At 37.5% G+C, this 24,846-nt stretch carries 26 protein-coding genes; 13 read left to right on the top strand and 13 right to left on the bottom strand.

Annotated elements, in window-relative coordinates; genetic code table 11:
- Positions 1–68: 68 nt before the first annotated feature.
- From GSM42_RS11850 to GSM42_RS11815, 8 genes are all read right to left on the bottom strand, one after another.
- The gene (locus GSM42_RS11850; RefSeq protein WP_160801751.1) at positions 69–1,826 is read right to left on the bottom strand and encodes a type IV secretory system conjugative DNA transfer family protein; all 1,758 of its coding nucleotides are present in this window, start codon (positions 1,824–1,826) and stop codon (positions 69–71) included.
- Between the two features lie 19 nt (positions 1,827–1,845).
- A complete protein-coding gene (locus GSM42_RS11845; RefSeq protein WP_237446584.1) occupies positions 1,846–3,060 on the bottom strand; it encodes a peptidoglycan DD-metalloendopeptidase family protein in 1,215 nt (404 codons plus the stop codon).
- Positions 3,061–3,095: 35 nt separating this feature from the next.
- Entirely contained in the window at positions 3,096–5,492 is a 2,397-nt protein-coding gene (locus GSM42_RS11840) for a VirB4 family type IV secretion system protein (protein WP_160801749.1), read from the bottom strand.
- Positions 5,434–5,790, bottom strand: coding sequence for a hypothetical protein (locus tag GSM42_RS11835; RefSeq protein WP_160801748.1), 357 nt, complete (start codon positions 5,788–5,790; stop codon positions 5,434–5,436). The genes GSM42_RS11840 and GSM42_RS11835 overlap by 59 nt, the downstream gene beginning before the upstream one ends.
- Positions 5,791–5,807: 17 nt before the next feature.
- Positions 5,808–6,746: a conjugal transfer protein TrbL family protein gene (locus GSM42_RS11830; protein ID WP_160801747.1), complete on the bottom strand. Its 939-nt coding sequence runs from the start codon at positions 6,744–6,746 to the stop codon at positions 5,808–5,810.
- A gap of 36 nt (positions 6,747–6,782) precedes the next feature.
- The gene (locus GSM42_RS11825; protein WP_160801746.1) at positions 6,783–7,043 is read right to left on the bottom strand and encodes a hypothetical protein; all 261 of its coding nucleotides are present in this window, start codon (positions 7,041–7,043) and stop codon (positions 6,783–6,785) included.
- Between the two features lie 205 nt (positions 7,044–7,248).
- Positions 7,249–8,280 carry a hypothetical protein gene (locus tag GSM42_RS11820; RefSeq protein ID WP_160801745.1) on the bottom strand — a complete coding sequence of 344 codons (1,032 nt, stop codon included), beginning with the start codon at positions 8,278–8,280 and terminating at the stop codon, positions 7,249–7,251.
- Positions 8,281–8,303: 23 nt separating this feature from the next.
- Positions 8,304–9,734 (bottom strand): RtcB family protein, encoded by a 1,431-nt coding sequence (locus tag GSM42_RS11815; protein WP_160801744.1) that lies wholly within the window; start codon positions 9,732–9,734, stop codon positions 8,304–8,306.
- A 179-nt stretch (positions 9,735–9,913) separates the two neighbouring features.
- Between GSM42_RS11815 and GSM42_RS11810 the strand changes: the two genes are divergently transcribed.
- Both GSM42_RS11810 and trmB read left to right on the top strand, forming a co-directional pair.
- Complete coding sequence (locus tag GSM42_RS11810) at positions 9,914–10,642, top strand: hypothetical protein (protein ID WP_160801743.1); 729 nt, start codon at positions 9,914–9,916, stop codon at positions 10,640–10,642.
- Between the two features lie 273 nt (positions 10,643–10,915).
- Positions 10,916–11,545: a tRNA (guanine(46)-N(7))-methyltransferase TrmB gene (gene trmB / locus GSM42_RS11805; RefSeq protein ID WP_160801742.1), complete on the top strand. Its 630-nt coding sequence runs from the start codon at positions 10,916–10,918 to the stop codon at positions 11,543–11,545.
- A gap of 195 nt (positions 11,546–11,740) precedes the next feature.
- Here trmB and GSM42_RS11800 read toward each other — a convergent pair whose 3' ends face one another.
- On the bottom strand, positions 11,741–12,511 hold the full coding sequence (locus tag GSM42_RS11800; RefSeq protein WP_160801741.1) for a hypothetical protein: 771 nt from the start codon (positions 12,509–12,511) through the stop codon (positions 11,741–11,743).
- A 265-nt stretch (positions 12,512–12,776) separates the two neighbouring features.
- On the opposite strand from GSM42_RS11800, the gene GSM42_RS11795 reads away from it, so the two are divergent.
- Positions 12,777–13,184, top strand: coding sequence for a hypothetical protein (locus tag GSM42_RS11795; RefSeq protein ID WP_160801740.1), 408 nt, complete (start codon positions 12,777–12,779; stop codon positions 13,182–13,184).
- An 8-nt stretch (positions 13,185–13,192) separates the two neighbouring features.
- On the opposite strand, the gene GSM42_RS11790 is transcribed toward GSM42_RS11795, so the two are convergent.
- Positions 13,193–13,345, bottom strand: coding sequence for a hypothetical protein (locus tag GSM42_RS11790; RefSeq protein WP_160801739.1), 153 nt, complete (start codon positions 13,343–13,345; stop codon positions 13,193–13,195).
- 193 nt (positions 13,346–13,538) lie between these two features.
- Here GSM42_RS11790 and GSM42_RS11785 point away from each other — a divergent pair, with 193 nt between their 5' ends.
- From GSM42_RS11785 to GSM42_RS11775, 3 genes are all read left to right on the top strand, one after another.
- Positions 13,539–13,703: a hypothetical protein gene (locus tag GSM42_RS11785; RefSeq protein ID WP_160801738.1), complete on the top strand. Its 165-nt coding sequence runs from the start codon at positions 13,539–13,541 to the stop codon at positions 13,701–13,703.
- Between the two features lie 138 nt (positions 13,704–13,841).
- The gene (locus tag GSM42_RS11780; RefSeq protein ID WP_160801737.1) at positions 13,842–14,051 is read left to right on the top strand and encodes an alpha/beta-type small acid-soluble spore protein; all 210 of its coding nucleotides are present in this window, start codon (positions 13,842–13,844) and stop codon (positions 14,049–14,051) included.
- Positions 14,052–14,193: 142 nt separating this feature from the next.
- Positions 14,194–14,694: a hypothetical protein gene (locus GSM42_RS11775; protein ID WP_237446579.1), complete on the top strand. Its 501-nt coding sequence runs from the start codon at positions 14,194–14,196 to the stop codon at positions 14,692–14,694.
- A 114-nt stretch (positions 14,695–14,808) separates the two neighbouring features.
- Here GSM42_RS11775 and GSM42_RS11770 read toward each other — a convergent pair whose 3' ends face one another.
- Complete coding sequence (locus GSM42_RS11770) at positions 14,809–15,141, bottom strand: hypothetical protein (protein WP_160801735.1); 333 nt, start codon at positions 15,139–15,141, stop codon at positions 14,809–14,811.
- 73 nt (positions 15,142–15,214) lie between these two features.
- On the opposite strand from GSM42_RS11770, the gene GSM42_RS11765 reads away from it, so the two are divergent.
- Positions 15,215–16,312, top strand: a complete 1,098-nt coding sequence (locus tag GSM42_RS11765) for a S8 family peptidase (protein ID WP_160801734.1) — start codon at positions 15,215–15,217, stop codon at positions 16,310–16,312.
- Between the two features lie 115 nt (positions 16,313–16,427).
- On the opposite strand, the gene GSM42_RS11760 is transcribed toward GSM42_RS11765, so the two are convergent.
- Positions 16,428–16,970: a gamma-type small acid-soluble spore protein gene (locus GSM42_RS11760; protein ID WP_160801733.1), complete on the bottom strand. Its 543-nt coding sequence runs from the start codon at positions 16,968–16,970 to the stop codon at positions 16,428–16,430.
- Positions 16,971–17,062: 92 nt separating this feature from the next.
- Between GSM42_RS11760 and asd the strand changes: the two genes are divergently transcribed.
- The 6 genes from asd (at position 17,063) to greA (ending at position 24,337) form a co-directional block, all read left to right on the top strand.
- Positions 17,063–17,905: an archaetidylserine decarboxylase gene (gene asd, locus GSM42_RS11755; RefSeq protein ID WP_160801732.1), complete on the top strand. Its 843-nt coding sequence runs from the start codon at positions 17,063–17,065 to the stop codon at positions 17,903–17,905.
- Positions 17,906–17,921: 16 nt separating this feature from the next.
- Entirely contained in the window at positions 17,922–18,518 is a 597-nt protein-coding gene (locus GSM42_RS11750) for a rhomboid family intramembrane serine protease (RefSeq protein WP_160801731.1), read from the top strand.
- A 40-nt stretch (positions 18,519–18,558) separates the two neighbouring features.
- Positions 18,559–19,764 carry an MFS transporter gene (locus GSM42_RS11745; protein ID WP_160801730.1) on the top strand — a complete coding sequence of 402 codons (1,206 nt, stop codon included), beginning with the start codon at positions 18,559–18,561 and terminating at the stop codon, positions 19,762–19,764.
- Between the two features lie 97 nt (positions 19,765–19,861).
- Positions 19,862–20,098 carry a hypothetical protein gene (locus tag GSM42_RS11740; protein WP_160801729.1) on the top strand — a complete coding sequence of 79 codons (237 nt, stop codon included), beginning with the start codon at positions 19,862–19,864 and terminating at the stop codon, positions 20,096–20,098.
- A gap of 213 nt (positions 20,099–20,311) precedes the next feature.
- Positions 20,312–23,095 carry a DUF2339 domain-containing protein gene (locus GSM42_RS11735; protein ID WP_160801728.1) on the top strand — a complete coding sequence of 928 codons (2,784 nt, stop codon included), beginning with the start codon at positions 20,312–20,314 and terminating at the stop codon, positions 23,093–23,095.
- A gap of 765 nt (positions 23,096–23,860) precedes the next feature.
- A complete protein-coding gene (gene greA / locus GSM42_RS11730) occupies positions 23,861–24,337 on the top strand; it encodes a transcription elongation factor GreA (protein ID WP_160801727.1) in 477 nt (158 codons plus the stop codon).
- Between the two features lie 7 nt (positions 24,338–24,344).
- On the opposite strand, the gene GSM42_RS11725 is transcribed toward greA, so the two are convergent.
- Positions 24,345–24,818, bottom strand: a complete 474-nt coding sequence (locus GSM42_RS11725) for a hypothetical protein (protein WP_160801726.1) — start codon at positions 24,816–24,818, stop codon at positions 24,345–24,347.
- Positions 24,819–24,846: the final 28 nt, after the last annotated feature.

Genomic DNA, 24,846 nt, shown 5'->3' with positions numbered 1-24,846 from the left:
ATAGTATCAGGGATTAGGCAGGTGTTATGAATTTTTTACATAAAAAAGAACCGAAACGAATGATCGGTTCATTTAGGTGCTGCCTGAACTTGAGTTAGATCAATTAATAAATCTGGTATCTTACGAATAACAACAGCCTGTCCGCGGCCTAGGGTTTTTAACGTATTAGGATGGACGACGTATACTTCTTCATCGGAAACATTGCCTACACCAGTAGGTCTTTTACCAATGATGGTTTCTTCCGTATTTAGCGATTTACGATAGACGATGTGTGTACCAACCACGCCTGCCATATATTCCGCGGAATCTGGCACGTCTTGCCGGTGTACAATTTTGACATTGGTATTTCCGATGACTTGATCGACTAGTTCATCTCCTCCTGCGATAGCAAGATCAGCTAGTTCTTGAGTCGCGATCAGGCAGCAAAAGCCGGCTGATCTACTTTTGTTGATCATATTGACTACTTGTTCTCCTGCAAAGAGATTAAACTCATCCAAAACAACATAGATGTGATCATCTCTGCCTCTTTCCGTAATCGCAGCTGCTACCGATTTTAGGTCCTCCACGATCATAGCACCGAGTGCAGGTGTAAAAGAAGAGTAACTCAACCCAGACAGAGACATGATGACAACCCGTTTATCCAACACTGCTTCCAATAGGTCCAGTGCTTTACCGTCATCCTTAAACAACGGTCCTACATTGCTCTCCGTCATCAAGGCCAAACGGTCTTTTAAGCCATCGATTGCGCTTTTATGCCCGGCATCAAGACCATTAACATAATCCTTGATTTCCTCTTCTTCTTCTTTATTCAATCGAACTTTTTTAACCCATTTTAAAAGTGTTTTAGTCTCCAATAATTTTTGTACATTTACCAAATCAGGGGGTACATTTCTTAGTTTGATCACTCGAAAGACTAATTGAAGATAGCGTTCTGCCGCACGTTTGTAATAAGCTTCTGTCCATTCTTCTGCTGCGATGAGCTTATCTTTCAGTTCTGTTTCGTTTCCGTGTTTCAATGGGTTGTAATGCAACTTTCCTCCATATGAGAATGCTTGAAAAGGTCGATCGTATTTTAATGCTAGCTTTTCTAAATCTGTAACCAGTCCAGGATCACCTTTTCCATCGACAAAGATAACCGGTTTTTCTCTTCGTATTGCACTTTCGAGGATGACCATTAACGTATTTGTTTTTCCAGCCCCTGTCGCACCTAAGACTAGGGCATGCATATTTAATTCTTCATCTGTCACAAGAACAGGTTTGCCCTTTTTATCGACTCCAAGCGCTACCCCATGATCCAGCTGTGGTAGTTTAACCCCTTTTGGAAATGTCACTTTTTCTTCCTTGTGTCCTTTTTTGATATTGATAGGTAGGCGTATGAGTTCAGGGCGATGGATAATAAGCCATAAACCAATCCCGCCTAACAAGGTTCCCATGCCTAAAGAGGCTGGTATGGCAAGTAAAGTAGCGGTAGGAATATAGTTCCAGATCACGTCTAGTGAACTTGCCCAAGGGTAGTCCAAACGAGGGAGAGATAGAGCAAAATTGTTTAAAATTGTTTTGCTCATATTCCAATACGTAACCACAATATCGATATACTGTGTTATATATCCGAATAAAGCCATAATGCAGGTAAATATAGCCCCTGTTACCATTAACCACCATGGTTTCCAATTGTATATTTTTCCGACAATGATCAATATGAGGGCTAAGATGCAAGGAATCAATAAAACGATAAGTAATGCAAATTGCAGAAAGAACCAAAACAATGTAATCATGAGAGATTCATTGGATGCAGCAGATGATCCGCTACTGCTGTTACTTTCCATTTTCACCCTCCTTCAAGGATTAGGATGAATCTTCAACAGGGGTTGTTTTATTTGATGGAGGTTTGATAATTGGCTGCAATCCTTGTTCAAGGTATGGCATTGGATCAACAGGTGCATTGTGTAATCTGATTTCAAAGTGAAATCCGTTAGAATCGATAATTCCCACTTGCCCGCCTGCTTGGATAATGTCATTGGTCTTGACGCTTACGCTTTGAAGATTTGAGTAAATGAGTGTGATTCCATGTCCTGCGTCGATGACTACAGCTTGGTTATAACCTTGTTTTGATCCTACGAATAATACCTTGCCATTAGCAGAGGCAACAGCAGGTACCCCTTGTAGAGAAGGGGAGGTAAAGTCTATGCCTAGATTGTAGGTTCCATTATGGTATCCATAAGGTTTGGTTATTTCACGGGAAGAAGATGGCCATTGCAAGGGGCCTTTTGTTGCTGTAAATCCTTCGGGTGTGTCTGATGCAGGAGCTGGGAAAATATCATCTGGTTTGGCTTTCTCTTGTAAAAGGGGATCTGCTAATAATTGGTAATAATAGGTCATTACTTGCTGTACAAAGACTTCATCGTCTTGGAAAGCAGTAACTGCTTGGATGAGGTCTTGATCAGTGGCTCCTTTTTTTGCTCCTTTGCTCTGGAGGAAGAAAGCTAAGCTAATGATTGCATCATCAGCATCCTCTGGGTCTGCTTTTTTATCTTCATCGATATCTTTTCCCCATCCAGATCCTTCTTGGATTTTTGCTAAATTTGTTAAATCAAAATTGGTAGTAGTAATTCTCCCATATTTATCATGTTTCCATTTTTCGCCTGCCCAAAAAGTTTGTTTAAAATGAAATTGCCCGATGGGATTAGGTTTTCGTTTTTCGGAGGAGCCACTGGTAACTGTTTCCTCCTCATGCATATTTCTTCCACAATCGGTTGTTGCTTTGTGCATAGCAGCCAAAAGTGTCCATGGGACATTTGTCTGAGTCTCTGCTAATCGATAGGTTGCTACATAAGGAAGTGGTAGGTTAAGTGCAGTCATTCCAGGTGCATTCAGAATCTGCTCTTCAATATCATCAGGGACACTTGGGATATCTGGGATGATACCGAAAAATCGCAATATCGCACCAATTACAGAACCTACAATTCCTGCGATGATAAGGATAAATATAAGCGGAATAAACAATAGTAGAAGAATATTACCGCCCACCAACGCACTGATCATCTTCATAATTCTGGACATTACTGCCACAGGCATTCACCTGCTTTTTTTACGGTTTAAGTAGGAGAAATCCCCAATTTTTGCTCGATTAATTGTCGCTTGGTTACCTTTTTCGTCTCTTCTAGCCCCAATACTTTCCGTTCATCAGGTGAAGATTTGACTTTCATTTCAATTCGTTTACCAGCAGCAACATGTATACAATGACCCTGTTCTTTTTTCTTTCCAAGAATTTTTAATTCTTTTTCTGAAAAAGACATAAATCGAGATAATTCTTCAATGTCTTTCTCAGACATTTTCATAAAAGTTTTGATGAAGGCATTGTTAAAAATAGCAGTTCCATATTTACCGATAGTAAGAAAGTCATCTACGTTCTGTGTGGCAGTTGTCAAAAACCCACCGTATTTCCGCACACGTTTGGCGATTTCCCGTAGAAATTTCATCGTTTGCTGGTTATCTTCATCTGCGAGTAACCAAGCTTCATCTACATATAATCCTTTTTTCTCTTCTCGGCTAATTTTAATTTCTTCCCAAATATCTTTTAATAGTAAATCCATCAGAGGACGTTTTACTTCATCGCTCAGCTCGTGGATATCTAAAATGGTGACTTTCTTTTTCATATCCCAATTGGTTTGTCCGTTGAACATGCTGGAGTACGGGCCAAATACATAAGGTTTAAGGGCGGCGATCATGTTATGTGTTTCTTCGTTTTCTTCCATGATATGAACCAAATCTTCTAATGTTGGAAAGGTAGAAGGTAGGCGATTGATATTGGTTCCTAAGGCCAAACCCTTTTGTTCATAAGCCCTTTGGATTCCTTCTGATAGGTATCCTTTTTCAATAGCAGATAGATTGGGACATATCCAAGCAAAAAAACTCATCATCTCCGCTATTTTTCGGCGTAGGTATTGTTCCATATCATGACTGCCATCATCGTTACTATCCGAATCTACAACTGTTGATCGGATGTGAAAGGGGTTGGTAGTGAATTCTGACCCTAAGCGAAAAATAATTCGATTGGCATCAGGCAGAAAATATTCTCTTTCTGGGTCGATCACAAAAATGCGATTACTTGTCCCAGTCGTTACTTGTCGGAGCATATCCAAACGTAAGTAATAACTTTTTCCTGAACCAGACTCACCAAATACGACTTCATTTGGATTATTGAAGTAACTATTGTTATATCGGTCATAAATGACTGGACCTTCGGTTCTGCCATTCATTCCTTTTAACACACCTTCACTATAGTTGAGATCAGAAGAGTTAAACGGAAGAATCGAAGATACCAAAGTAGATTGCATCGGCCAGCTTATTTGTTTATCTAGGTCTTCATGGCTGTAACAGATTGGAAGGAGATACCATACCATCTGATTACCTTGAAACAAGATCTTTTTGGAGCGGAAGCGGCTTGATGCAATCGCAGTTTGCAATCTTTTTTCTGCTGATTTTAGATCGTCCAAGCTCTCTTCTTTGAGGCATAAGATAAACGATACATCAAACAGATTTTCAGTATCGGACTGGATTTCTTCCATTAGTTTTTCTAAACTTTCTTTTTGTTTTTCATATTTTTGTTGGTACATAGGAGGAAGTTTTCCGACCAGTTTGCTTTCCAGCTCGATCAGTTTTCTATTAGTGGATTTGACAAATTGTGATTTTTCAGCGGGACGTAAGAGAATACTGATGTCTACATTTGCTTTGACTTCTATGACACGCTTCAACCAAGCAGGTCCTACTTCTTCAGGAAAATGAGAGAACGTATAGAAGCTGTGATAAACATCGTCCATTTCAATCGTTTTTCCACCATGGTCTTCCATTGCTGGGGGGAGAAGGCTAGACAAGCTGCTATTTTCCGTATAGGGCTCTGTAATGGAGCTTTTTGGGTTTAATTTTTCATAACAAACTTTTTTGATTTCTTCTTCATCGGCAGGGATCATACCCATTCCACCGGTTTCCAAGTACTCGATTAGTGCCAAAGCAGTATCGTATAATTCATCACAAGCATCTTCAGGATTTTTTGTATTTGTAGAGAGGACAACATAGAAATTATGTACATTGCGGGCATTTTGGGCGTGATTTTTTAGAAAGTTTCGTTTTCCTTTGATACGCTCCATTAAAAATAAATTATCATCAGCTGCGGCGAGTTCTGCTTTTTGATCCAAATAAGCAAAGTATTGTTCAATATCAATTTGTTCGGAGGATATCAGTATTTGCATGGCTTGATGGAGGCTCAGTGCATTTAAGCAAGATTGAATTGCTTCCACAGCTTTGATAACTTCGTCGTCAGAAAGTAATTCAGAATTAATCGTATCGGTAACTTTTAAAACCATTTTGAAATGACCATTTGACGTTTGCAGGAAGAACTTTTGTATATCAAAAATAGGAAATTGCTTTGCAAGTTCATTCTCTTTCTCGTCTTTGGAGGTTAACCCGAACCAAGAGCGTATCGATTTTACCATGAGATGTCTCCCCCCAGAATAAGTGGATTTTTTGCGATTGATACCAAGAAAAAATATCTAGGAGAAAACCTAAGTTCATGGTTCCTGTTTTTTCATCCACTGTGAACAGAAAATAAAAAATTCCCGTTAAGCTTGCTCCTAAAACAATACTCCCAATGATGCTCGCAGTTATTAGAAAAACACCCCATCCAATCAAGATGCAGATGGGAAGAGTCACTGCCATCCAAATCCAACCGACTAACTCTAGACCCATGAAACTTTGCCCTTTTTTTACATTTCGAGGAATTGTAAATCGCATTTCATCACCTGCATTATTTATTTGCTTGGTGAACCACCTTTGCTCATGCCGCGATACATCATCATTTTGCCTGCTTTGCTTGCCAGACTACTAATCCCAGCACCACGAATATATTGTCTTAGTATTTGTGGACCACGTACTCCCACAATCACAACTGCCGTCATCAGTACAATACGCACGATTCCAGTCGCAGACAGGACATCTCCACTAGGAATAAGGGCGATTGCTAGTTTTAAGAGGAAAAACTGTAAGCTTTGGGTGAAGATAACAGCAAAGCATTCTGTCCAATAAGTGGGGTATAGGTTACTGCGATTGATATAACTAGTTGCAAAAAATGGACCGAGGAAATAGAGCAAAATGAGTTCAACATAACGGAGAGCTCCAGCAAATGTAAGGAGAATGAACACAACAAATAAAACGATCTCTATAATGATCTGAACCCAGACATTGATGTCTCCGGAAAAGTTGATAACATCAGAAAATTTGGCTTTGGTAATAACGCCCATATCAGCAGCACCAATACTTGTACTACTAATAAGGTTTATAATCCCAGTATTAGCAGGAATTAGGAAGTTGTTGATGATATATGGTGTCGCAAAAATTAGTCCGCAACTAACAATAAAGGAACCTAATAATTCTGGGTAATTTGGCTCATCTTCATCCGTAAGATTATCTCGTAGACTCTTTAGGATTCGGATCATAAAAAGAACCATGAGTAAACCAAAGGCAGTATATTGAAAACTGATAAAAAGAGTGGAAAGATCCAGTCCAAGTGGTTTTTCAGGATTAGAAGGATCAATGATGAACGCCTTTACCAAAGGTAAGACCATCGCTTGCCAAAGAGCATTGAGTATACCTTCTACTATACTTTTAACCACTTCTCCGATTAGATCAGTGATGAACTTGACAGGATTGGTGAATATATCGAAGAAATTAACTAAATAAATAGGTGACATATTACCCTCCTTTGAAAATCAGGATAGGATGGTAAGTTAACCACCTGTATTGATGTTGAAAAGCTGTACTACCCATTGACCTACCCAAGTGGCAGTACCAGCAATAGCTGCTCCAATGATAGCTCTTGCCATTCGGTCTTTTACAGCCTTTGTCTCTGTACCATCTTCTGCTTTCGCTAGTGCGATACCACCTATAACAAAAGTGATAACGATGATAGCAGGAACTAAGATTAGCATCCAATTAGCTAACTGTGTCAACGCAGTCTGTAGTCCAGTAATAAAACCAGGAGTACCCAAATGGAATCCACCTTTCGAAAAGGATAGTAATGCCTTGCCATAAATTATCCAAAATTTTGTCGAAATAAATACATATATCTTTATTAAGAATAACAAAATTATACTGAATTGTCCATAAAATATGTATTTTATAAATAATATTTTTTAATAAAAAAATAAAATGACCTTAAAATTATAAAAGATCATTTTACTAGATAGTGTTATTTTACTTCACACGATAGAAACTAATATTATCAAAAACAGCCCACTGCTCAGCCATGGCGACAGAGTATGTGAAGACGATCGCTTCTCCGCCTTTTACCACGACATTGTCTACACGAAATTCTTTCCATTTACTCGGATCAGACTTTGAATTTAACAGTACGTATTTTTCTTCGCCATTGGTTGAGTTGTCAAAATCCTTTACACCTAGTTTCAGGTCAGCCTGCCCTTTGCTGCTGCGTACCATACCTTTTAGCGTGTAAGTTCCATTTGGTAAATTATATAGACGTTGGTAACTCATTTGTTTGTAGTCACGGTTATGCCAATGAACTAAGTGGTACTTTCCACTAGCTGGGTAATCCTTCACTACAGCATGGACAACTCCTTGTCCATCAGGAGACCAGCTGTCCCAATAATCTAAACGACTAGTTTCAAATCCGCCATTGTTAAGGACATTTCTTTTATCGATCGGTGTTACTTTAGGTTTCGTAGGCGAAGGAGAAGATCGCTTTGGTGTTGTTTTTTTAGGAGTTGTCGGTTTTGGTGGTGTTGTAGTCTTGGGAGTTGTCTTTTTTGGAGTTGTTGATTTCGAATTTTCTTGATTATTCGTAGGGCGATCTCGATAGACATAAACCGTTTTCACTTTGGGTTCGCTTTTTGGCGGGTTTTCTTTAGAAGTATTGGTTTGTGTATTTGTTTCGGTGTTATTCGATTTGTTATGATTTTGCTTTGGTTTTTCAGATTGTTTTTCTTTAGATGGTTGGTCTTTTCGGTATGCCAGCACTGGTGCAGAGGATTGTTTCTGGGTTACAGTGGTGGTAGTTGTCTCCTTTTTTTGTGGTTGCTTTTTTGTGTCTGGTTTTGGTTGTGCTGTTTTTTCGTTTGTATAATTCGTTGTAAGTGTTACACCAGTAAAAAGAATTAAAAGTCCAACAATAATCCAGACACTCTTAGGTATTTTCCAATTCGTTTTTGTTTTTCTAGGTCTTTTCCATTTCATATCCCATTTGGAGGGCCCTTCCTTTTTTTTGGTCACGGTGTCACCGCCTTTTTTGCTTTTTATCTAGCTTTTATCACTGCCATAGGCTTGCATTTTGCGACAACAGAGGCTAGTTTTGCTCCTACAATGGTATCAATTACTTGGTCCACTTCTTTGTAAGTAGATGGAGATTCTTCCTGAATTCGTTCTTTTGTCCATTGATTTAGAACGACAAACTCTTTTTCGTTTAAAGATAAGGTGTTGTTTTTTTCTTGCATGTTTGTTGATTCTGTTTTTTCATGAGAAGAAAAAATACGCCCTGCACCATGGCAAATGGAATAAAAATTTTTTTCTGCCTCTTTTTCTCCAACCATAATGTAGGATGGAGTTCCCATTGAACCAGGGATAAGAGCAGGATGACCTGTACTCCGATAGGCAGCTGGATTATTCTGATGATTTGCAGGAAGTGCTTTTGTCGTCCCTTTCCGATGAACAAGATATTGCTTATTTTGATATTCTTCTACTAATGCGTAATTGTGCATCAAATCATAAAGCAGTGTACTTTTCATCTCACTACCATAAATTTGCTTCAACGCATTTTCTACGCCAAAAGCGATAAGTTGTCGATTTACCAACGCATAGTTCATTGCACTTGCCATCAAATGAAAATATTTTTTTGCCTCTGGATAGGAGATTGGTAAGTAGAGCAAAGAACGTTTCCCACTGGAGAGCTTTCTTTTTTTCATCGCGGCAGCAAAGTCTTGTGTGTAGTGAGATTCTAGTGATTTACCCCAACCGCGTGAACCAGAATGGATGAGAAAAATCACTTGACCTTCAAACAATCCCCATGCTGCTGCTAATTCTTTTTTGTCATCTGGAATCGTGACAGTTTGCAATTCAATAAAATGATTTCCACTTCCCAATGTACCTAGTTGATGTTTTGCTTTGATCCAGCTTTGAGGATGAATGTCTGCCAAATTATCAATATTTAGCTTGAAAGATGATGCTTCTACATGAGTAAAACTCCGATTGGTTAAAAATTTGGGAGCCAATGCATATAGACCATTTTTTATAATGTCGCTTAAATCTAGAGACCGATAGTGGGATGGAATTTGATCCGTGAGTGGAATGAATTTTTCTATGTAGCGAACTATTTTTTGTCGTATTCGAATATCTGCTATATCTTTTTTGTGTAGAGGTGTGACATGTACTCGGATACCGCAACCGATGTCTGTACCGACAATGGAAGGGCTTATAAACCCATCCTGCAAATTCCAAACGGCAGTAGTTCCAATGCAAGTTTCACCATTTACGTGAACGTCGGGTGTTAAAGAAAAAAATAGTTGATTGGGTATTTGTAGTTGATTGTTTGCTATTTGGTATACATTGGGAGAAAGCGTGGATTGGATTGATGGATTTGCATAGAGTTGTAGTTTACCATTCTTTAGTTTTATTTGATGAGAATAGGACATGGCATCATCTTCTTTCAGTCGATCTCGTAGAAGTGTCATTTTTGTTCATGAATATAATTCTCTATTATTATTATAAACATAAAATTTGCAATCATCATAGTTTAATTTATATATTGAATATTTTTTTATCTAATGTTATAGTGATGTTGTACCTCCGAAACATACACACCACACACACAACTATCCAACAACTCGAATTCAACCACCAAACCAACAACATGTCCAGCAATGCAAACAACCAAGTTGATCTTGAGATGGGCTCTATCCGATCTCCAAGTCCTCCAGGAACTCCCAACGCTGTTCTTGCTGACTTGCGTGCGCAGTTGACAGCTCTGCTTCAACTGCAATCCGCGAAGCTCGACGGTATCCCAAATGAGGCTTCTGTCAACAATCTGTTGCAAACTCAAATTTCCCCAATCCTGGCGAGAACGGGAAATATCGAGCAGTCACTTGAAGAGTTCAAGGCTTCTGTTGCCGAGTTGCTCAACAAGTACGACGGATTGCAGACGGACGAGATTCCTCAGCTTGCTCTGGCTATGGTGCAAAAGGCCGAGCAGCATCTGATCAGTGCGGAGGTTCCCAAGGAAGACTGGCTGCAAACCAAGGCCTATGCCGACATTGTGAAGATTTTGGTCGACATCCGCAAAGCTGAACTTGATATCAAGAAGACCGAATCTGATATCAAGAAAGCTGAGAAGGATATCGAGAAGGCCGACGTAGAGATTCGCAAGGCTGAAGCTGACATCAAGAAGGCAGATGCGGATACTCGCAAGGCCGAATCTGATATCAAGAAGAACGAAGTGGAGATCAGGGAGAAAGAAGCAAATATCGAGAGGATGAAGAGTGAGATACGCCGAGGATGGACTACCATCATCGTCGCCGTCTTTGCCTTCTTGGTTGCTTTTTTTGGTAGTGCAGGATTTGCTAGGTTCGTGTTGGATAAGTAATTTTCCTTCCGGTTCCTTTCCTTTCTGTCTCAAGTAAAATAAAAAAAACCCAAAAAAAAAGCATCTGTTTTCGACAGGTGTTGTTGTAATCTACGTGGGTAGATACAACGTCAAGTGAATCGCAAGATTCAGGCATAATCCTTCGGATTTTGTCAGGGAGCCCGTGTCCCTCTTGACAAATCAATAGAAGCAAGATGATCTTGCTTTTTAAATAAAGAAAACAGAAAAAAAGGCTCCTATTTAGGGTCTTTTTTTCGTAGAGGGGTAATTTTTATGAGTGGAAAACACAACATCTTTCGTGAGCCAATGGTGATAACGAAGGGGCAAGCAAGGAGAATAAATTCCCAAATAAAGATCCGAGATTTATTTCCTAATCCGCAATCCTCATTACATGTAGATCTGGGGACCGGACGAGGGAAGTTTATTAGACAAGCTGCCACTAAGTTTCCTTATATAAATTGGATTGGAATTGAGAGAAATGCATTTGAATTGATGAGAGCTAGCACCGGGAGATTTCAACAAAATAATTTATCCTATATCTGGATGGATGTCGAACAACTGAATCTGATCTTTTCAAAAGGAGAAGTAAATCGTTTTCATATTCAATTTTGTACACCATTTGAAGAGCCTATTCGAAAAAGTAGGCAAATGACCTATCATCGTTTTTTTTCCACGTATAGAGAGCTTTTAGCTCCAGACGGGGATTTGATTTTTAAGACAGATCATAGTGGCCTATATGAATTTACTTTGCAACAAATAGAAAAGGCGAATTGGGAAATCATCAAAGAAATACAAGATTATGCAGCTAATTCCTTGTACGATAAGCAGTTATCTTCTCAATGGGAGCAAGACGTCATTCGATCGGGAAAGACTATTTATTATTTGCAACTTTGCCCGAAATGAAGAATGAAAAGGACGACGCGAAAGTAATCGCCCTCCTTTGTAATTTCTATGGATTTATAATGAATAATACTAATATTTCTGCTTTCATATAATATTTATAGTTTAAAAAATATTCATGTTATGCTTTGGTATAACAAAAAGGGAAATATTATTCTTCTTATAAATAATTCAATGAAAATCAATATAGGAATTTCACTACCTTATGTCTCTGTTTAGACACTCTTCTAAAAAATTAGCGATGATACTTGAAAACGCTTTATTATCATTTAACGTCAGCAACGAGATGGATACACGTGTACAACCGTATTGGCGCATCAACTGAGCTAATTTTTCTTTGGCTTCTCTGGTTAATTTACCATATCGAGTTTCAAAAGCTTGGTATATCATTGTCTCTTCGTTTGGCGACGGAGAGTCATGATTTGAGTTGGTCCAAATAGGCGATAAGCTTGGTTCTGGGATAACCTCAGTACGATCCAAATTTCGGATAACAGGACGGTTCGTTTGCCATTCAGGAAGCTTTCTTTTTTTACGTGGTCTTTCTGCTGGAAGATGCTCGAAACGTTCAGGTTGCTTTCGACGAAGGGTATAGATACGTTGATAAATAGCTCCTTGGGTACGGGATAATTTTTCTTCCAATGAAGAGATTGCTGTAGAGAGTGATTTTCCTTCATTTAAGTGGGTATTAACAGTGTCTATCACTATTTCTTCTTCTGATTCTGTCCAACTATTAAGACGTGCTGCATTGTCTTTATAATGTTGGTCTACGGTCTCAAAACGATCTGGCTGCTCGGTACGTAATTTTCTTACATGTGACATAATGCCGGCATAACCTCGATTTAACGTGTTGGCTATTAATTTTATGGTATCTCTTTCTCTTTCCCCGTTTTTTAGGCCTTCATTAACAAGTTGTATTATTTTCTCATTTTCTTCATTGGAATATTTCCCCTTTTTTGGGTCGAGCAACATATAGAAACTCCTTTCAATGTTCACATTTTTATTACTTAACAATATAACAGAAATGACGGAAACTTTTCCACTATTAAGATAGTAAATATAGTAAAGCCGGATTGACATGCGACTTTAGAACATACTTCAAGCTTAGTTGCAGTGGATGAAGATCACATAAATCTTGGCATTAATTTTCCTTTGAACAAAAATATGTGGTTAGTAGTATGAAACAGAATATATTGGACAATGGATAGAGGTATACGAAATAAAAGGAGTGCTATATGTGTTATCTCTTAATCAAATTCGCTCCACACTAACATCGCGAATCGATGAACCTCTACATAAAAAATGGCCAGAAGAAGCACAAGCAGCTATCGTTATTTTATGGGGGTTATTAATTTATCCCCAGTTAGATATCGATTTAAGAAAGCAATGGAACGCAAAAGGATATATTGAGAAGGCTCATTTTGAAAATTTATTTGAAACCTACAGTGAAGATTATTCGACGAAGCAGTTACTTTCATTGTTAGAGAAAAATGATTATATCCGAATCGATGAAGAACAACGAATACAATCAGGAACACAATTATTTTCTGCAGTGCATGCTTTGCGTATGTATCGATTTTTTCGGTCATCTGTTTTATCCAGACAGTTATTTCAAGCACTGCAAAAAACCAGCTCCTCTTCCTGAGGTGCTGGTTATTTTTTCTGTTCAAGGAGAATTTCAATTTCTTTTTTTAATACCTCTAATTGATCTTTACTAAGTTTCGGGAGATCTTGTAACAATAAATCGAATTTCATTGATCGAAACTGTTTTAAAAAGGATGGTATGTGAGGTGTGTTAGCTGACATGAATTTTCCCACCTTTTTTACCTCTAAATAAATTTATTATCATTCTATCAAAAAAAGTTTTTTATTCATACTAAATAAAAACTTTTTCTATTTTAAATTTCATGGTTTATCTATGCAGATAAAAGGGTAGATACACATGTGACAAGTTAATTCTTTTTTATATATCTAGATGAATAGAGGTGCTAGGTAAGACATGAGGGAAGAGCTTAGAGCACTTGAAAAACAGATAGATTTATTAATGGAAGAATACTTACTTGCAAAGGAACGACATGAGTTTTTAGAACAGTACGATCTTCATCAAGAGATGAAAAAACTTCGACAACAACATAAAGAAATGCAGCAAAAACAAATAAGCTAAAAAGTGCTGTACACCAATAAGGTGTACAGCACTTTTTTCTTTCCAGCAAATAACATTTGTTTTTGCTTTTTTTATGAATGATCTAGTCCAAGAAGAAGCATTATAACAGTACACCCAACGGAGAGGAGGTGAAAGAAAATGGCTTCTAATCGTGGTAGCAACAGTAACCAATTGTTAGTACAAGGCGCTCAACAGGCTCTTGATCAAATGAAATTTGAAATCGCTCAAGAATTTGGTGTGCAACTTGGTGCTGATGAAACTTCTCGTGCGAACGGTTCTGTAGGAGGAGAAATCACCAAACGTCTTGTAGCTATTGCTGAGCAACAACTTGGTGGTGGCGCTTTCTAAGTTCCTCTCATTTAAAAAGCTAAATATTTGGTGATAATGAGCAGTGATATCTATCACTGCTCATTTACTTGCTTTGAAAAAAACTCCTCGATATAATCACGTTGATACATGCTTCGACAATATGGCAAAGCAGGAAGAGTGATTGAATATGAAGGTGTTCTCACATGGCAGCAATGTTAATTTTCAAACTTCCACCCGAGAAATGTTTTTCTCGGATTTGGAAGTCCTCATACAACAAAAAAAAGAGAAGAGTAAACAACTTGTAATGGGGATGTTAAAACCAGAACAAGAACAATTAGCTGTCTATGGTGTGCTAAGTAAAATTGCATTACAAGAAGATATACATAGGTTTGAAATAGAAGAAGAAGATTCGGTTGAATTAGATCAAGAAAAATTTTTAATCAGTCAAGAAACGATTTTTACGATTGAAGATGAGCGAGAAGGAAAAATTGACTACCAAATTTTATATCTTACGTATGAAGAAGATGAAGGAGAACTCGTACTATTTTTTATAGATGAATCAACAGTAACTCATCCATTAGCTTGTGTAGTGCAATTTTATCCACATGTGAAAGAGGTAGGACGTGATGTCGATTTTTCACTAATTGGTTGTACGGCAAATCAATGGAAACCAGAGAAATAGTAAAAAACGCCTAAATTTTAATAGGCGTTTTTTCTTTTTGTACAAAAAGGGCACTTTTTTTAGGTGACTACATATACCCCCAAGATTGCCTTCCCATATCTTAAGTTAACAAGCTCACTTCTTTTTTTTCTTGCCATAGTGTTCTTTTATGATCGACATCATAGCAGGTGAATTAAACAAATCATACATGAAATCACCTTTTTGTTCGTTTATAGCAGGGGTTGATGTAGTTGGACTGGGAGGCGAAGTTGCATTCGATGGCTTTGATTCATTTGGTTTTTGTTTATTAAATTTCGCCATGTGATTGATAAGCTTCATCAATTTATCTTGGTCACCGATAGATAGATTGACATTGTATAGGGCTTGCATCATTTCATCTAACTGACTTGTTCTTTTAGACAAATCACTTGCTAATTTTGCTAATTCCTCAAAATAATCATTGCTCATTTTTTCACCATCCTTGGAGAATGAGGTTTTATAGACTATTCTCCGTTCAGCTTAAGAGTGAGGGGGAAAGGAAATGGAACCAGACAATGAGAACCCTCAGAATATTAGAAATAGAAGGATTTTTTATTTGAAAGATGGCACGAACTTTGCAAGATGTTCCAAGGAGTTAAAAAATCGAGGTATTATACCCATTGAATATCTTCCTCATTTGGGAATGGTGATCGGAGAGTCCGTCAATCATCGTTTATGGGTAGATAATCATCCATATGTAGAGCATGCAGAACCAGATATTCGAGTAAATATCACGGAACCTTCCTTCCATGGATCTACTTATGCTGTAAAGCCTTCTTTTCCTTGGGGAGTAGAGCGTATAGGTGCACCTATGGTTTGGACAAAAGTAAAAGGTCAAGGCATTCGTATTGCTGTCATCGATACAGGAATAGATCCAAGTCATCCAGCTATCTACCGAAACTACAAAGGCGGTATCAATGTTTTAGCAAGAAGTTTCCCTCCGATGGATTACAATGGCCATGGGACTCATGTTGCTGGAATAATAGCTGGTAGATCTCGTAATGCAGGCTTGATTGGAGTAGCTCCATGGGCAAGCGTTTATGCTGTCAAGGCATTCAATAAAAACGGCAGTGCCAATTTATCTGATCTATTAAGTGCGATTAATTGGTGTATCGAGAAAAAGATGCATATCATCAACATGAGTTTCGGGATGGAGATGGTCAGCGAATCATTAAAGAAAGCAATCATGATCGCACATCGCAGAAAGATTGTGATGGTAGCAGCAACTGGAAATCAAGGGTTAAAAAATTCGATTGATTTTCCGGCTCGATTTCCTGAGACAATAGCAGTAACATCAGTAGGACCAAACAATCGTTTATCCGCATTTGGTAATCGGGGAAAAGGTGTTGATATCGCAGCTCCTGGAGAAAAAATTCCATCTGCATGGTTAGGGCAAACCACAAAAGAGATGAGCGGCACATCTATGGCAGTTCCGCATGTTTCAGGCACAATTGCACTGATGCTGCAAGTAAACCCAAATTTGAATCCAGAACAAATTCGTTATTTATTACTTTATACAGGTAAAAAAATTGATCGCGAATTCATACGGTCTGTCAATACGAATCGAGCGATACGATATTTAGTAAGAAACCGAAAGTAACTTTAAAATATTCCCACTTCTCATGCCTACAGAGTTTCATTATTTTGTGGTACACTGTAACATGGAAAAGTAGAAAATCCCAACTTCATGGAAATTGGGATTTTCTAATCTAATCTTACTTAGAAGTGTTTTGGTTCTTCTTGTTTTGAGATTGAGCGTTTTGAGCTCTCACTTTTTGTACGTTGGTAGCAGATTCAGAAGCGAACTCATTCTGAAACTGTCCAGCAGCACCAGCAGCGGAACGAGCAGCAGCAGTCCCAGCATTACGGCTTTGAGCGTTTTGAGCTCTCACCTGTTGTGTGTTGGTAGCAGATTCAGAAGCGAACTCATTCTGAAACTGTCCAGCAGCACCAGCAGCGGAACGAGCAGCAGCAGTCCCAGCGTTACGGCTTTGAGCGTTTTGAGCTCTCACCTGTTGTGCGTTGGTAGCAGATTCAGAAGCAAATTCATTCTGAAACTGTCCAGCAGCACCAGCAGCGGAACGAGCAGCAGCAGTCCCAGCGTTACGGCTTTGAGCGTTTTGAGCTCTCACTTGCTGAGCGTTGGTAGCAGATTCAGAAGCAAATTCATTCTGAAACTGTCCAGCAGCACCAGCTTTTTGGCTTTGAGCATTTTGCTTACGTAAGTGAGCAGGATCGGTTTTGTATTTGTTATTCATTCGATCACCTCCTAGAAGGTATTGTGCCCAAGTAGTCGTTTTTCTTTCCATCCGTTTTTTTCCTTTTAATCGTTTAGAAGTGGAGGTATCTAATGAAAGACCCTGTTCTTCGGTTTTTTTGGAAAATAACCCCAAAAAATGTTTTATCAAGATTGGTTGGAAATATAGCAAAAAAACCATTTAGTCGTCATTTTATTCCTTTTTACATTAAAAAGTTTCAGATAGATCTTAATCCAGTGAAAAAACAGGTTGGTCAATTTGATAACTTACTCGATTTTTTTGTAAGAGAACTTCATGATGAAGCAAGACCAATTGACCCAAATCCCAATCTTGTTGTAAGCCCTGTTGATGGTGTTATAACACAGATTGGCAAAATAGATGAAGGAACATTGATACAAGCTAAAGGTATCTCTTATCATGTCAATGACTTACTGGCAAATATTGACGATGCGAAGTTTTTTCTCAATGGACAATTTGCTACGATCTATTTAAGCCCTCGTGATTATCATCGTATACACAGCCCGATAGCAGGACAAATAAGTTCACTTTCTTATATACCAGGTAATTTGTATCCTGTAAATGAATCAGGAGTTCGTTTGTTTCCTGGATTATTTGTACAAAATGAACGGGTTATTTCATACATAGAAGGTAATGCTGGAACAGTTGCACTGGTAAAAGTAGGTGCTACAAATGTTGGGAGTATAAAAGTATCTTTTGATGATCAGATTTCTACAAATACTGGTGGGAGACACCAACAAAATAAAAAAGTTTATGTAGAGTCAATACAAATGAAAAAAGGGGAAGAGTTGGGTCGTTTTGAGTTTGGATCAACTGTTATCCTACTTTTTGAAGAAAATGCAATAAGTTGGTTACCCTCGATTCAAGAATGTACATCATTAAAGATGGGACAACCTATAGCAGAGGTGAATCCCTAGAAAGAAGGTTTAACATTTGTTTGGACACACACATATCCCTCTAAAGCAATTCCCACGTTTCTTTCCAGTAATAACAAGTTTGATGATTGTTCATACCATATGCTACTTGATGCTGTTGTTTCAAAGTGGGACCTTGTCTGAGGGAGCGCTTGTTGTCCAATACGGTGCAGTAGAAGGATGGAGAATTCAAGAAGGCGATTGGTGGAGAGTATTAACTGCTATCTTTTTACATACTAGTGTATTTTCCTATTTATTAGGTTGTTTTTTCTTATATATTTTAGGTCCGCAATTAGAATGGTTATTGGGACGACTATTTTTTCTTTTGATTTATGTGTTGTCAGGAATGATATCCTTTGTAATTATATACATAACTGGTATGGAAGGTATTTATTTTGGTTCACTAGGTGCAGTTTATGGTATTTTTGGGGTCTACTTATATCTTTTTATACGCAAAGCTATTCATCCTCAGTTCGGACTGGCAGTTCTTGTTTTAACCATATTGAATCTCATCATCGATTATCCACTCACTGGTGTTTATTTTATATCTGTACTTGCAGGGTTTCTGCTTGCTCTGGTCTTTTTACAATTTCGAAGACCAGATTCAGAAACATAATTCACAGCTGCTTGGATAGACTATATCTTGGTGAGGCACTATGAACTTTTTAAAGAAATTAAATCGTGAGGCATGGGTCTTACTGAGTGTCAGTGGATTACATGCTTTTTCTTTTTCATTATCCAATGCTTTTGTAAACGTGTTTTTGTGGAAAATTAATCAAAGTCTATTTCAGATTGGTTTGTATAATTTCGCCAATTATTTCGCGATCGCTCTAACATTCATTTTAGCTGGGTGGATTACCAAAAAAGTAGATAGGGTTATCTCCATTCGAATTGGGGTTGCTCTTCAAGCATTGTTTTATCTGACTGTTTTAATTCTAGATACAAAAGCAGTGGATTATGTTGTTCTGCTCGGTTTTTTTCTGGGATTGGGAAATGGTTTCTTCTGGATGTCTTATAATGTCTTGTACTTTGAGATTTCAGAACGAGATAATCGCGATGTCATGAATGGAATTAGTGGATTTATTACCTCTTTGTCAGGGATGGTTGCACCATTAATATCGGGTTTTATCATTACAAAAGTAAATCATTTCTTAGGTTATCGTATTATATTTGGGATATCATTAGGGATATTTGTTCTATCTGTCATTGTAAGTTTTTGGCTTAAATTACGTAAATCAGAAGGCAGTTTTCAACTGGGAAAAGTAATTGCTATTTCCTTTAAACCAAAATCAAATTGGTTTTGGGTACAATTAGCAACTTTGTTCCAAGGTCTAAGAGAAGGTATTTTTTTGTTTCTTACAGGTTTGCTGGTTTATTTTATTACCAAAAACGAGTTAACGCTTGGTAGTTATTATACAGCAGCCTCGGTCGTATCTCTTATTTCTTATTTATTGCTTGGAAGATATCTTAGACCTGCATGGCGCATTCATGCAATGCTAATAGCAACCATCATGATGGGGCTATTGATTATCCCTTTTCTCATCTATTGGAACATATGGACTGTGATGATTTACGGGGTAGGTCTATATTTGTTCTATCCTTTTTATTACGCTCCGCTGACTTCCATCACATATGATGTGATTGGGGAACATAAAGAAGCAGTTGAACTGAGAGTAGAATATGTTGTTACCAAAGAATTGGTTTTAAATTTTGGACGTTTGATCAGCTTATGTATTTTCTTAATCATCATTTCGAAAAGCCCACATATCACATCTCTAAAACCGATGCTGCTTTGCCTTGGTTTTATACAAATAGGTACTTGGTTAGCTGCTCGTAAAGTTTCTCCTATTGCTCAAAAATAAAATAATTTTTTAAGAGTAAATGACTGTTGATCATTTTCTATAATTCATATATGATTCCATCAGAAGCAATTTGGACAGTGTTTGCAGGAAGGTTCCTATGTCTGACGTACTGACAGCGGACGGACAATTTGAACAAGCAAGCAACACGTATGGAAGAGCTTGTGACACACGAGAAAATCTAGACAAAAGGACTCGAATAAGTCTAATGAACAGTGCTTGTGAACAAGCGGAAATGGCTCTAGCAATTTTTAAGAACGGCAATGATAGAAAGAAAATCGAGTCCTGTAAAAGTTTCATCACAGAAGTTAGAAAGATGATGAAGCTTTTGAAGTAGGGTCATCATCTTTTTTTGATGGTTTCTACTACAGCCCCCTCTCCTTAGGAGAGGGGGTCGCTTCCATTTTGATAGGATTACAAAAAGAATACAAATTAGGTGAAAATTAATCTCTATATTTCTAGCAGATTACAGTTGCCTCACAAATTCAGACTTGTTACAGATTTTACAATGAAACATAGTACAATTCAAAAAGGAGGTGCAGCGAAAAGCATGTTTATTTTCTTTGTTTTTGTTGTTATTTTTATTCTTTTCTATCGTTTTTATAAAATCAACAACGAACTGAAACAGAAAATTGGTTTGTTAGAACAACAATTATTAGACTTTAAAAGTCGGCTCCTTGACTTGGAAAAGAAAGAGCATAATTTGCCGGATAAAAAGGGTGTTTCTCTGGTTCAACAAGGTGAAAATAGATCGAATGAAATGGAAATTGTAAATGAATCCAGCATCCAATCTACAGAGGAAAGCGTAGGTGAACTGGGAGAGAAACAAGCCGTCTATTTCACAGTGCCAGTTGCTGAGCCTGTGAAGAAGAAAAAAGAAACAAAGCGCAAATCACGAACTCGTACCGAATGGGAGATGTTAATTGGCGGGAAATGGTTGAACTGGATTGGAGCAGTTGCGCTATTTCTCGGTGTAGCATTTTTTATGAAATATGCTTTTGATAATAATTGGATTAATGAGATCGCGAGAGTCATGATTGGTGCGATATTTGGTGGTTCTTTACTATTTATAGGCGGTCGATTTGAGAAAAAAGGGTTGACTATTTTTAGCCAAGGCTTAGTAGGTACTGGGGTAGCAGTGCTTTATGCTGCTGTATTCGCTGCTTATAACTTTTATGGCTTACTGCCTCAACTAACTGCAATGATAGCCATGCTAGTTGTAACGATGTTGTGTTTTCAACAAGCAATCCATTATCAATCCCTGCCAGTTGCATCTCTTGGATGGATTGGAGCTTTCGGCACTCCATTTCTTTTATCTGGTGAGGGCAGTGTCATTGGCTTGATGAGTTATCTAGCTTTGATATTGACTGGGATGTTGGCTTTAGTTCGAAAAAAGCACAATTGGATGATACTTTATTACCTTTCTTTTTTTACTACATACCTGATCTTTTTTAGTATGAGCCTTCTATCAAATGAAGAGGAGGTAAGTGTTTATCTTGGATTTCTAATTTGTTTTTGGTTTCTTTTTTATCTATTTGACATGTGGTTTTTGTTTTTTACAAAAACGCAAAAGAGAGAAAAGACTGTGGGAATTATCAATACCATTATGCTTGCTTACGGGCTTTTATTACATCTGACAAGTATGTCTGCAAGTCACACCGTGGTAAGTATTAGTTTGTTTCTTGTTGGGATTGTGTATTTTCTACCTATTGCTATTTTTCATTATCTAAAAAAACTCAACCAAGCAAATCATTGGCAAGTTGCTAGACAGGGAATAACTTTTCTGATGTTCATCATAATTGCTACTTATCATTATTTTGATTTACCAGCTTTTTTGTTTGTTACTTGCTTGGAAGTAGCAATCATTATATGGTGGGGTTTACATTATCAGGTGAAGTTTGTAGAAAGGTTTGGACTAGGAGTTCTCAGTTTTGTGAGTGTAACCATATTTCTCTATACGATTTCGAGTTCTCTGCAAGGGGAGTTAGTTACTAATTGGATTTTCGGGAATGTTTTGCTCTGTTCGATCGTGCTTTTATACAGTGCCCATTGGTATAATCAAAAAAGCGTCAAAAAAATTCGAAACAGCTTACATGCTGTTTGGTCTATTTTATTATTTGCCGGGATATATGTTGAAGGGCACATCATTTCTCTTCAACTGTTTCCGCGCAATTATACTCCTTTGTTGGGATCAAGGATAACAGCTTGGAACGATCCTTTGCATTTGAGCTATATGACAGATTTAATGGTTGTATTCTGCTTACTGGTATATGCTGTGATGGTGTTATACTTTGCTCTAAAGCGCAATGTTCACTATCTTGTTGTGACTAGTAATGCTATGTTAGGTGCGATGCTGCTCTATTTGATAGTTTCTGGGGTGTCGTATCCTGTATGGGAATTTTATACACCAGTATGGAATATAAGAGTTCTGGTTTTTGTTTTGTCAGTTGTCTTGCTCTATGTTTCTTATCGATTATGGAAAGGCTTAGATCTCCAACATCCTTGGTATAAATGGTTTCGCTTATCTGTAATTTTAGCAATGGTCTTGCTGTTATTTGAAATCATAACGGTAGAGATAATAGACGGTTTTGCGAAACAAATTCATATTGCAACAAAAGAAAATTCAACTGCTCAACACTTAGAAAATCAACAATTTTATAGTGTTGTGTTAGTCTGGATTTTATGCAGCATTCCGATGTACGTATTAGGAGTAAAGTTACGATATCGCTTATTAACCTATGTGGGGCTTTCTACTTTAGGTTTAGGAACAATTCCCATCTTATTTCAAGGTATAAGCTACTATTCTTATCATCATTTTGTTCCTGTGGTGAATCTTCGTTTTTTGTCGTTCATATGCGTTATTGGTGTATTTGTTTTCTTTTATCACTATTTGAAAAAGGATCAGCAGATCTCTAGAGATCCTTATCTTTGGTATATACGCCAATCGGTGTTTTTCCTTGGGGTCTTTGTTGTTTTTCTCTGTGTAACGATGGAAATAAGTGATACATTCGAATCTACAGTGCTACGATTAGGAACACAGAATGCAGAAGTAGTCAAATGGAGTAATTTGCAGCAGTTGAGTATTTCCATCGCATGGTTACTTTTGTCTTGTTTCTTCTTGTGGATTGGAATATGGAAGAAAAAACAATCTGTACGTATTATGTCGATTTGTATTTTTGGGCTTTCTATCTTGAAGATTTTCTTATTTGATCTTAGCTTTTTAACCACCTTATATCGTATTTTTTCTTTTATGGGATTAGGAATTATTTTACTTGCGGTGTCTTTTGTTTATCAAAAATACAAACACTGGTTCTTAAACGAGGAAGCGAAGTAGAAGGAAGATCAGAGGAAGGTAAAAATAGGGCGCATTTCATGCGCTCTATTTTAAAATAACATAACATCCATCAATTATAGAAAATATCAAAATATAGCAGTCTAGAAGGATTTTTCGTTTGAATGTCGAATAAATAATTATATGATAAAATAGTTGTTTTTGTATAGATAAAATTTTCTCATCTTATTAGGTTGAGGGTATTTATTCAAATGTGATTAGCATTTCTTTCATCGCAATATGCAGTGAGTACTGGGGTGATGAGATAAAAGATAGTTAAGAAAAATAATTTCTAAAATACTTGGTTCATAAACATAAATATGCTAATATAACTAGCAGTCCCTTTTTTGTAATCGGTTTCTTAATTTGATAAGTAAGGAAGAAATAGGCATAATGAATTAGATCGCGGCATATCATGTAGCACGGTTGTCCCAAAAAATAATACTAACGGATAGATTCCTATGGTTTGTGTCTTTTTAAGGAGGATCAAGCTGTTTCGATAAAACAAAAGATGACGAAAAAGATGTAAAAATGCCCTAGAATTATTTACAAAAAAAGGAGGTGAATTCTTGCTACTTGTAGACTGATACCCTTATGGCGAAAAGTAACCCTTGTTACATATACGGAATTTAAACAGTGCAATGTACATGGGCTGCACAGGAAATAAACGATGTTGAGTTTTAAATTTCTCAGGAACACGGACGGGACAAAAACTTTGGAATGGATTTATAGGGGTATTTTCTATGTTTTCAGTAGCAGGAATCGGTAATGTCTAATCAAAAAGAAGTATTACTTACGGAAGAGGGATTACAAAACCTGAAAGAAGAGTTAGAAAACGCGAAAACAGTGAAACGTCATGAGGTGGCGGAACGTTTAAAGGAAGCTATCTCGCAAGGCGATCTAAGCGAAAACTCTGAATACGATGCAGCGAAAGAAGAACAGGGTCTTATAGAGGCGAGAATTTTGACTCTTGAAAATATGATTAGAAATGCTAAGATTATAAAACCCGGTGAAACGGATAAAACTGTTGTTTCCGTGGGGGCTAAAGTAACCATTCAAGAAATTCCAGATGGTGATACAGAAACCTATTATATAGTTGGTAGTGCAGAAACTAACCCTGAACTTGGGAAAATCTCAAACGAGTCACCAATTGGAAAAGAATTGATTGGCAAAAAAGTAGGAGAAGTAGTGAATGTTCCTGTTCCATCCGGGACTATCCAATTAAAAATTGTTGAAATTGATTAATGCTATTTTAGATAACCCTTCCATCTTTTTTAGATGGAGGGGTTATTTTTTGTAAGAAAATAGAAAGAGACCTCTTTGTGTGATATTCTACCCAACTTCCTTGGGAATTTCGTATAAGTAAATGGGCAAGTGCAGAGCGATCTTTGGGTATCGTTACAATGACTGTTTGAAATGGATGTTTGATTGGTGAAAATACAGACAGTACAACGGGGTGATGAAATTGAATCAAAATGTATTTGTTTGGTAATTGAAAAGAAGATAGACCAGCAAGATGATCAACCTTGTTAAGTAATTGTTGCATTTCAATTCTAGCTCCCCCACCATCTTTTAATGGTTGTTTTTGACCATTATGAACATACCACATTTGAAAGTCTCCGATTTTAGATTGATCTGCTCCAGCAGCAAATGCAGGCGACAAACTGATACCAATTAGCAGGAATGGAAGAATTAGGAGGAGAATTTTTCTAGATGGTTGTTGCATGTCATATCACAGCCTTTTTTTCTTATCG

The sequence above is a fragment of the Shimazuella alba genome (assembly GCF_009831235.1).
Lineage (GTDB): Bacteria > Bacillota > Bacilli > Thermoactinomycetales > Thermoactinomycetaceae > Shimazuella > Shimazuella alba.
This window is presented reverse-complemented; position numbering and strand designations above follow the sequence as displayed.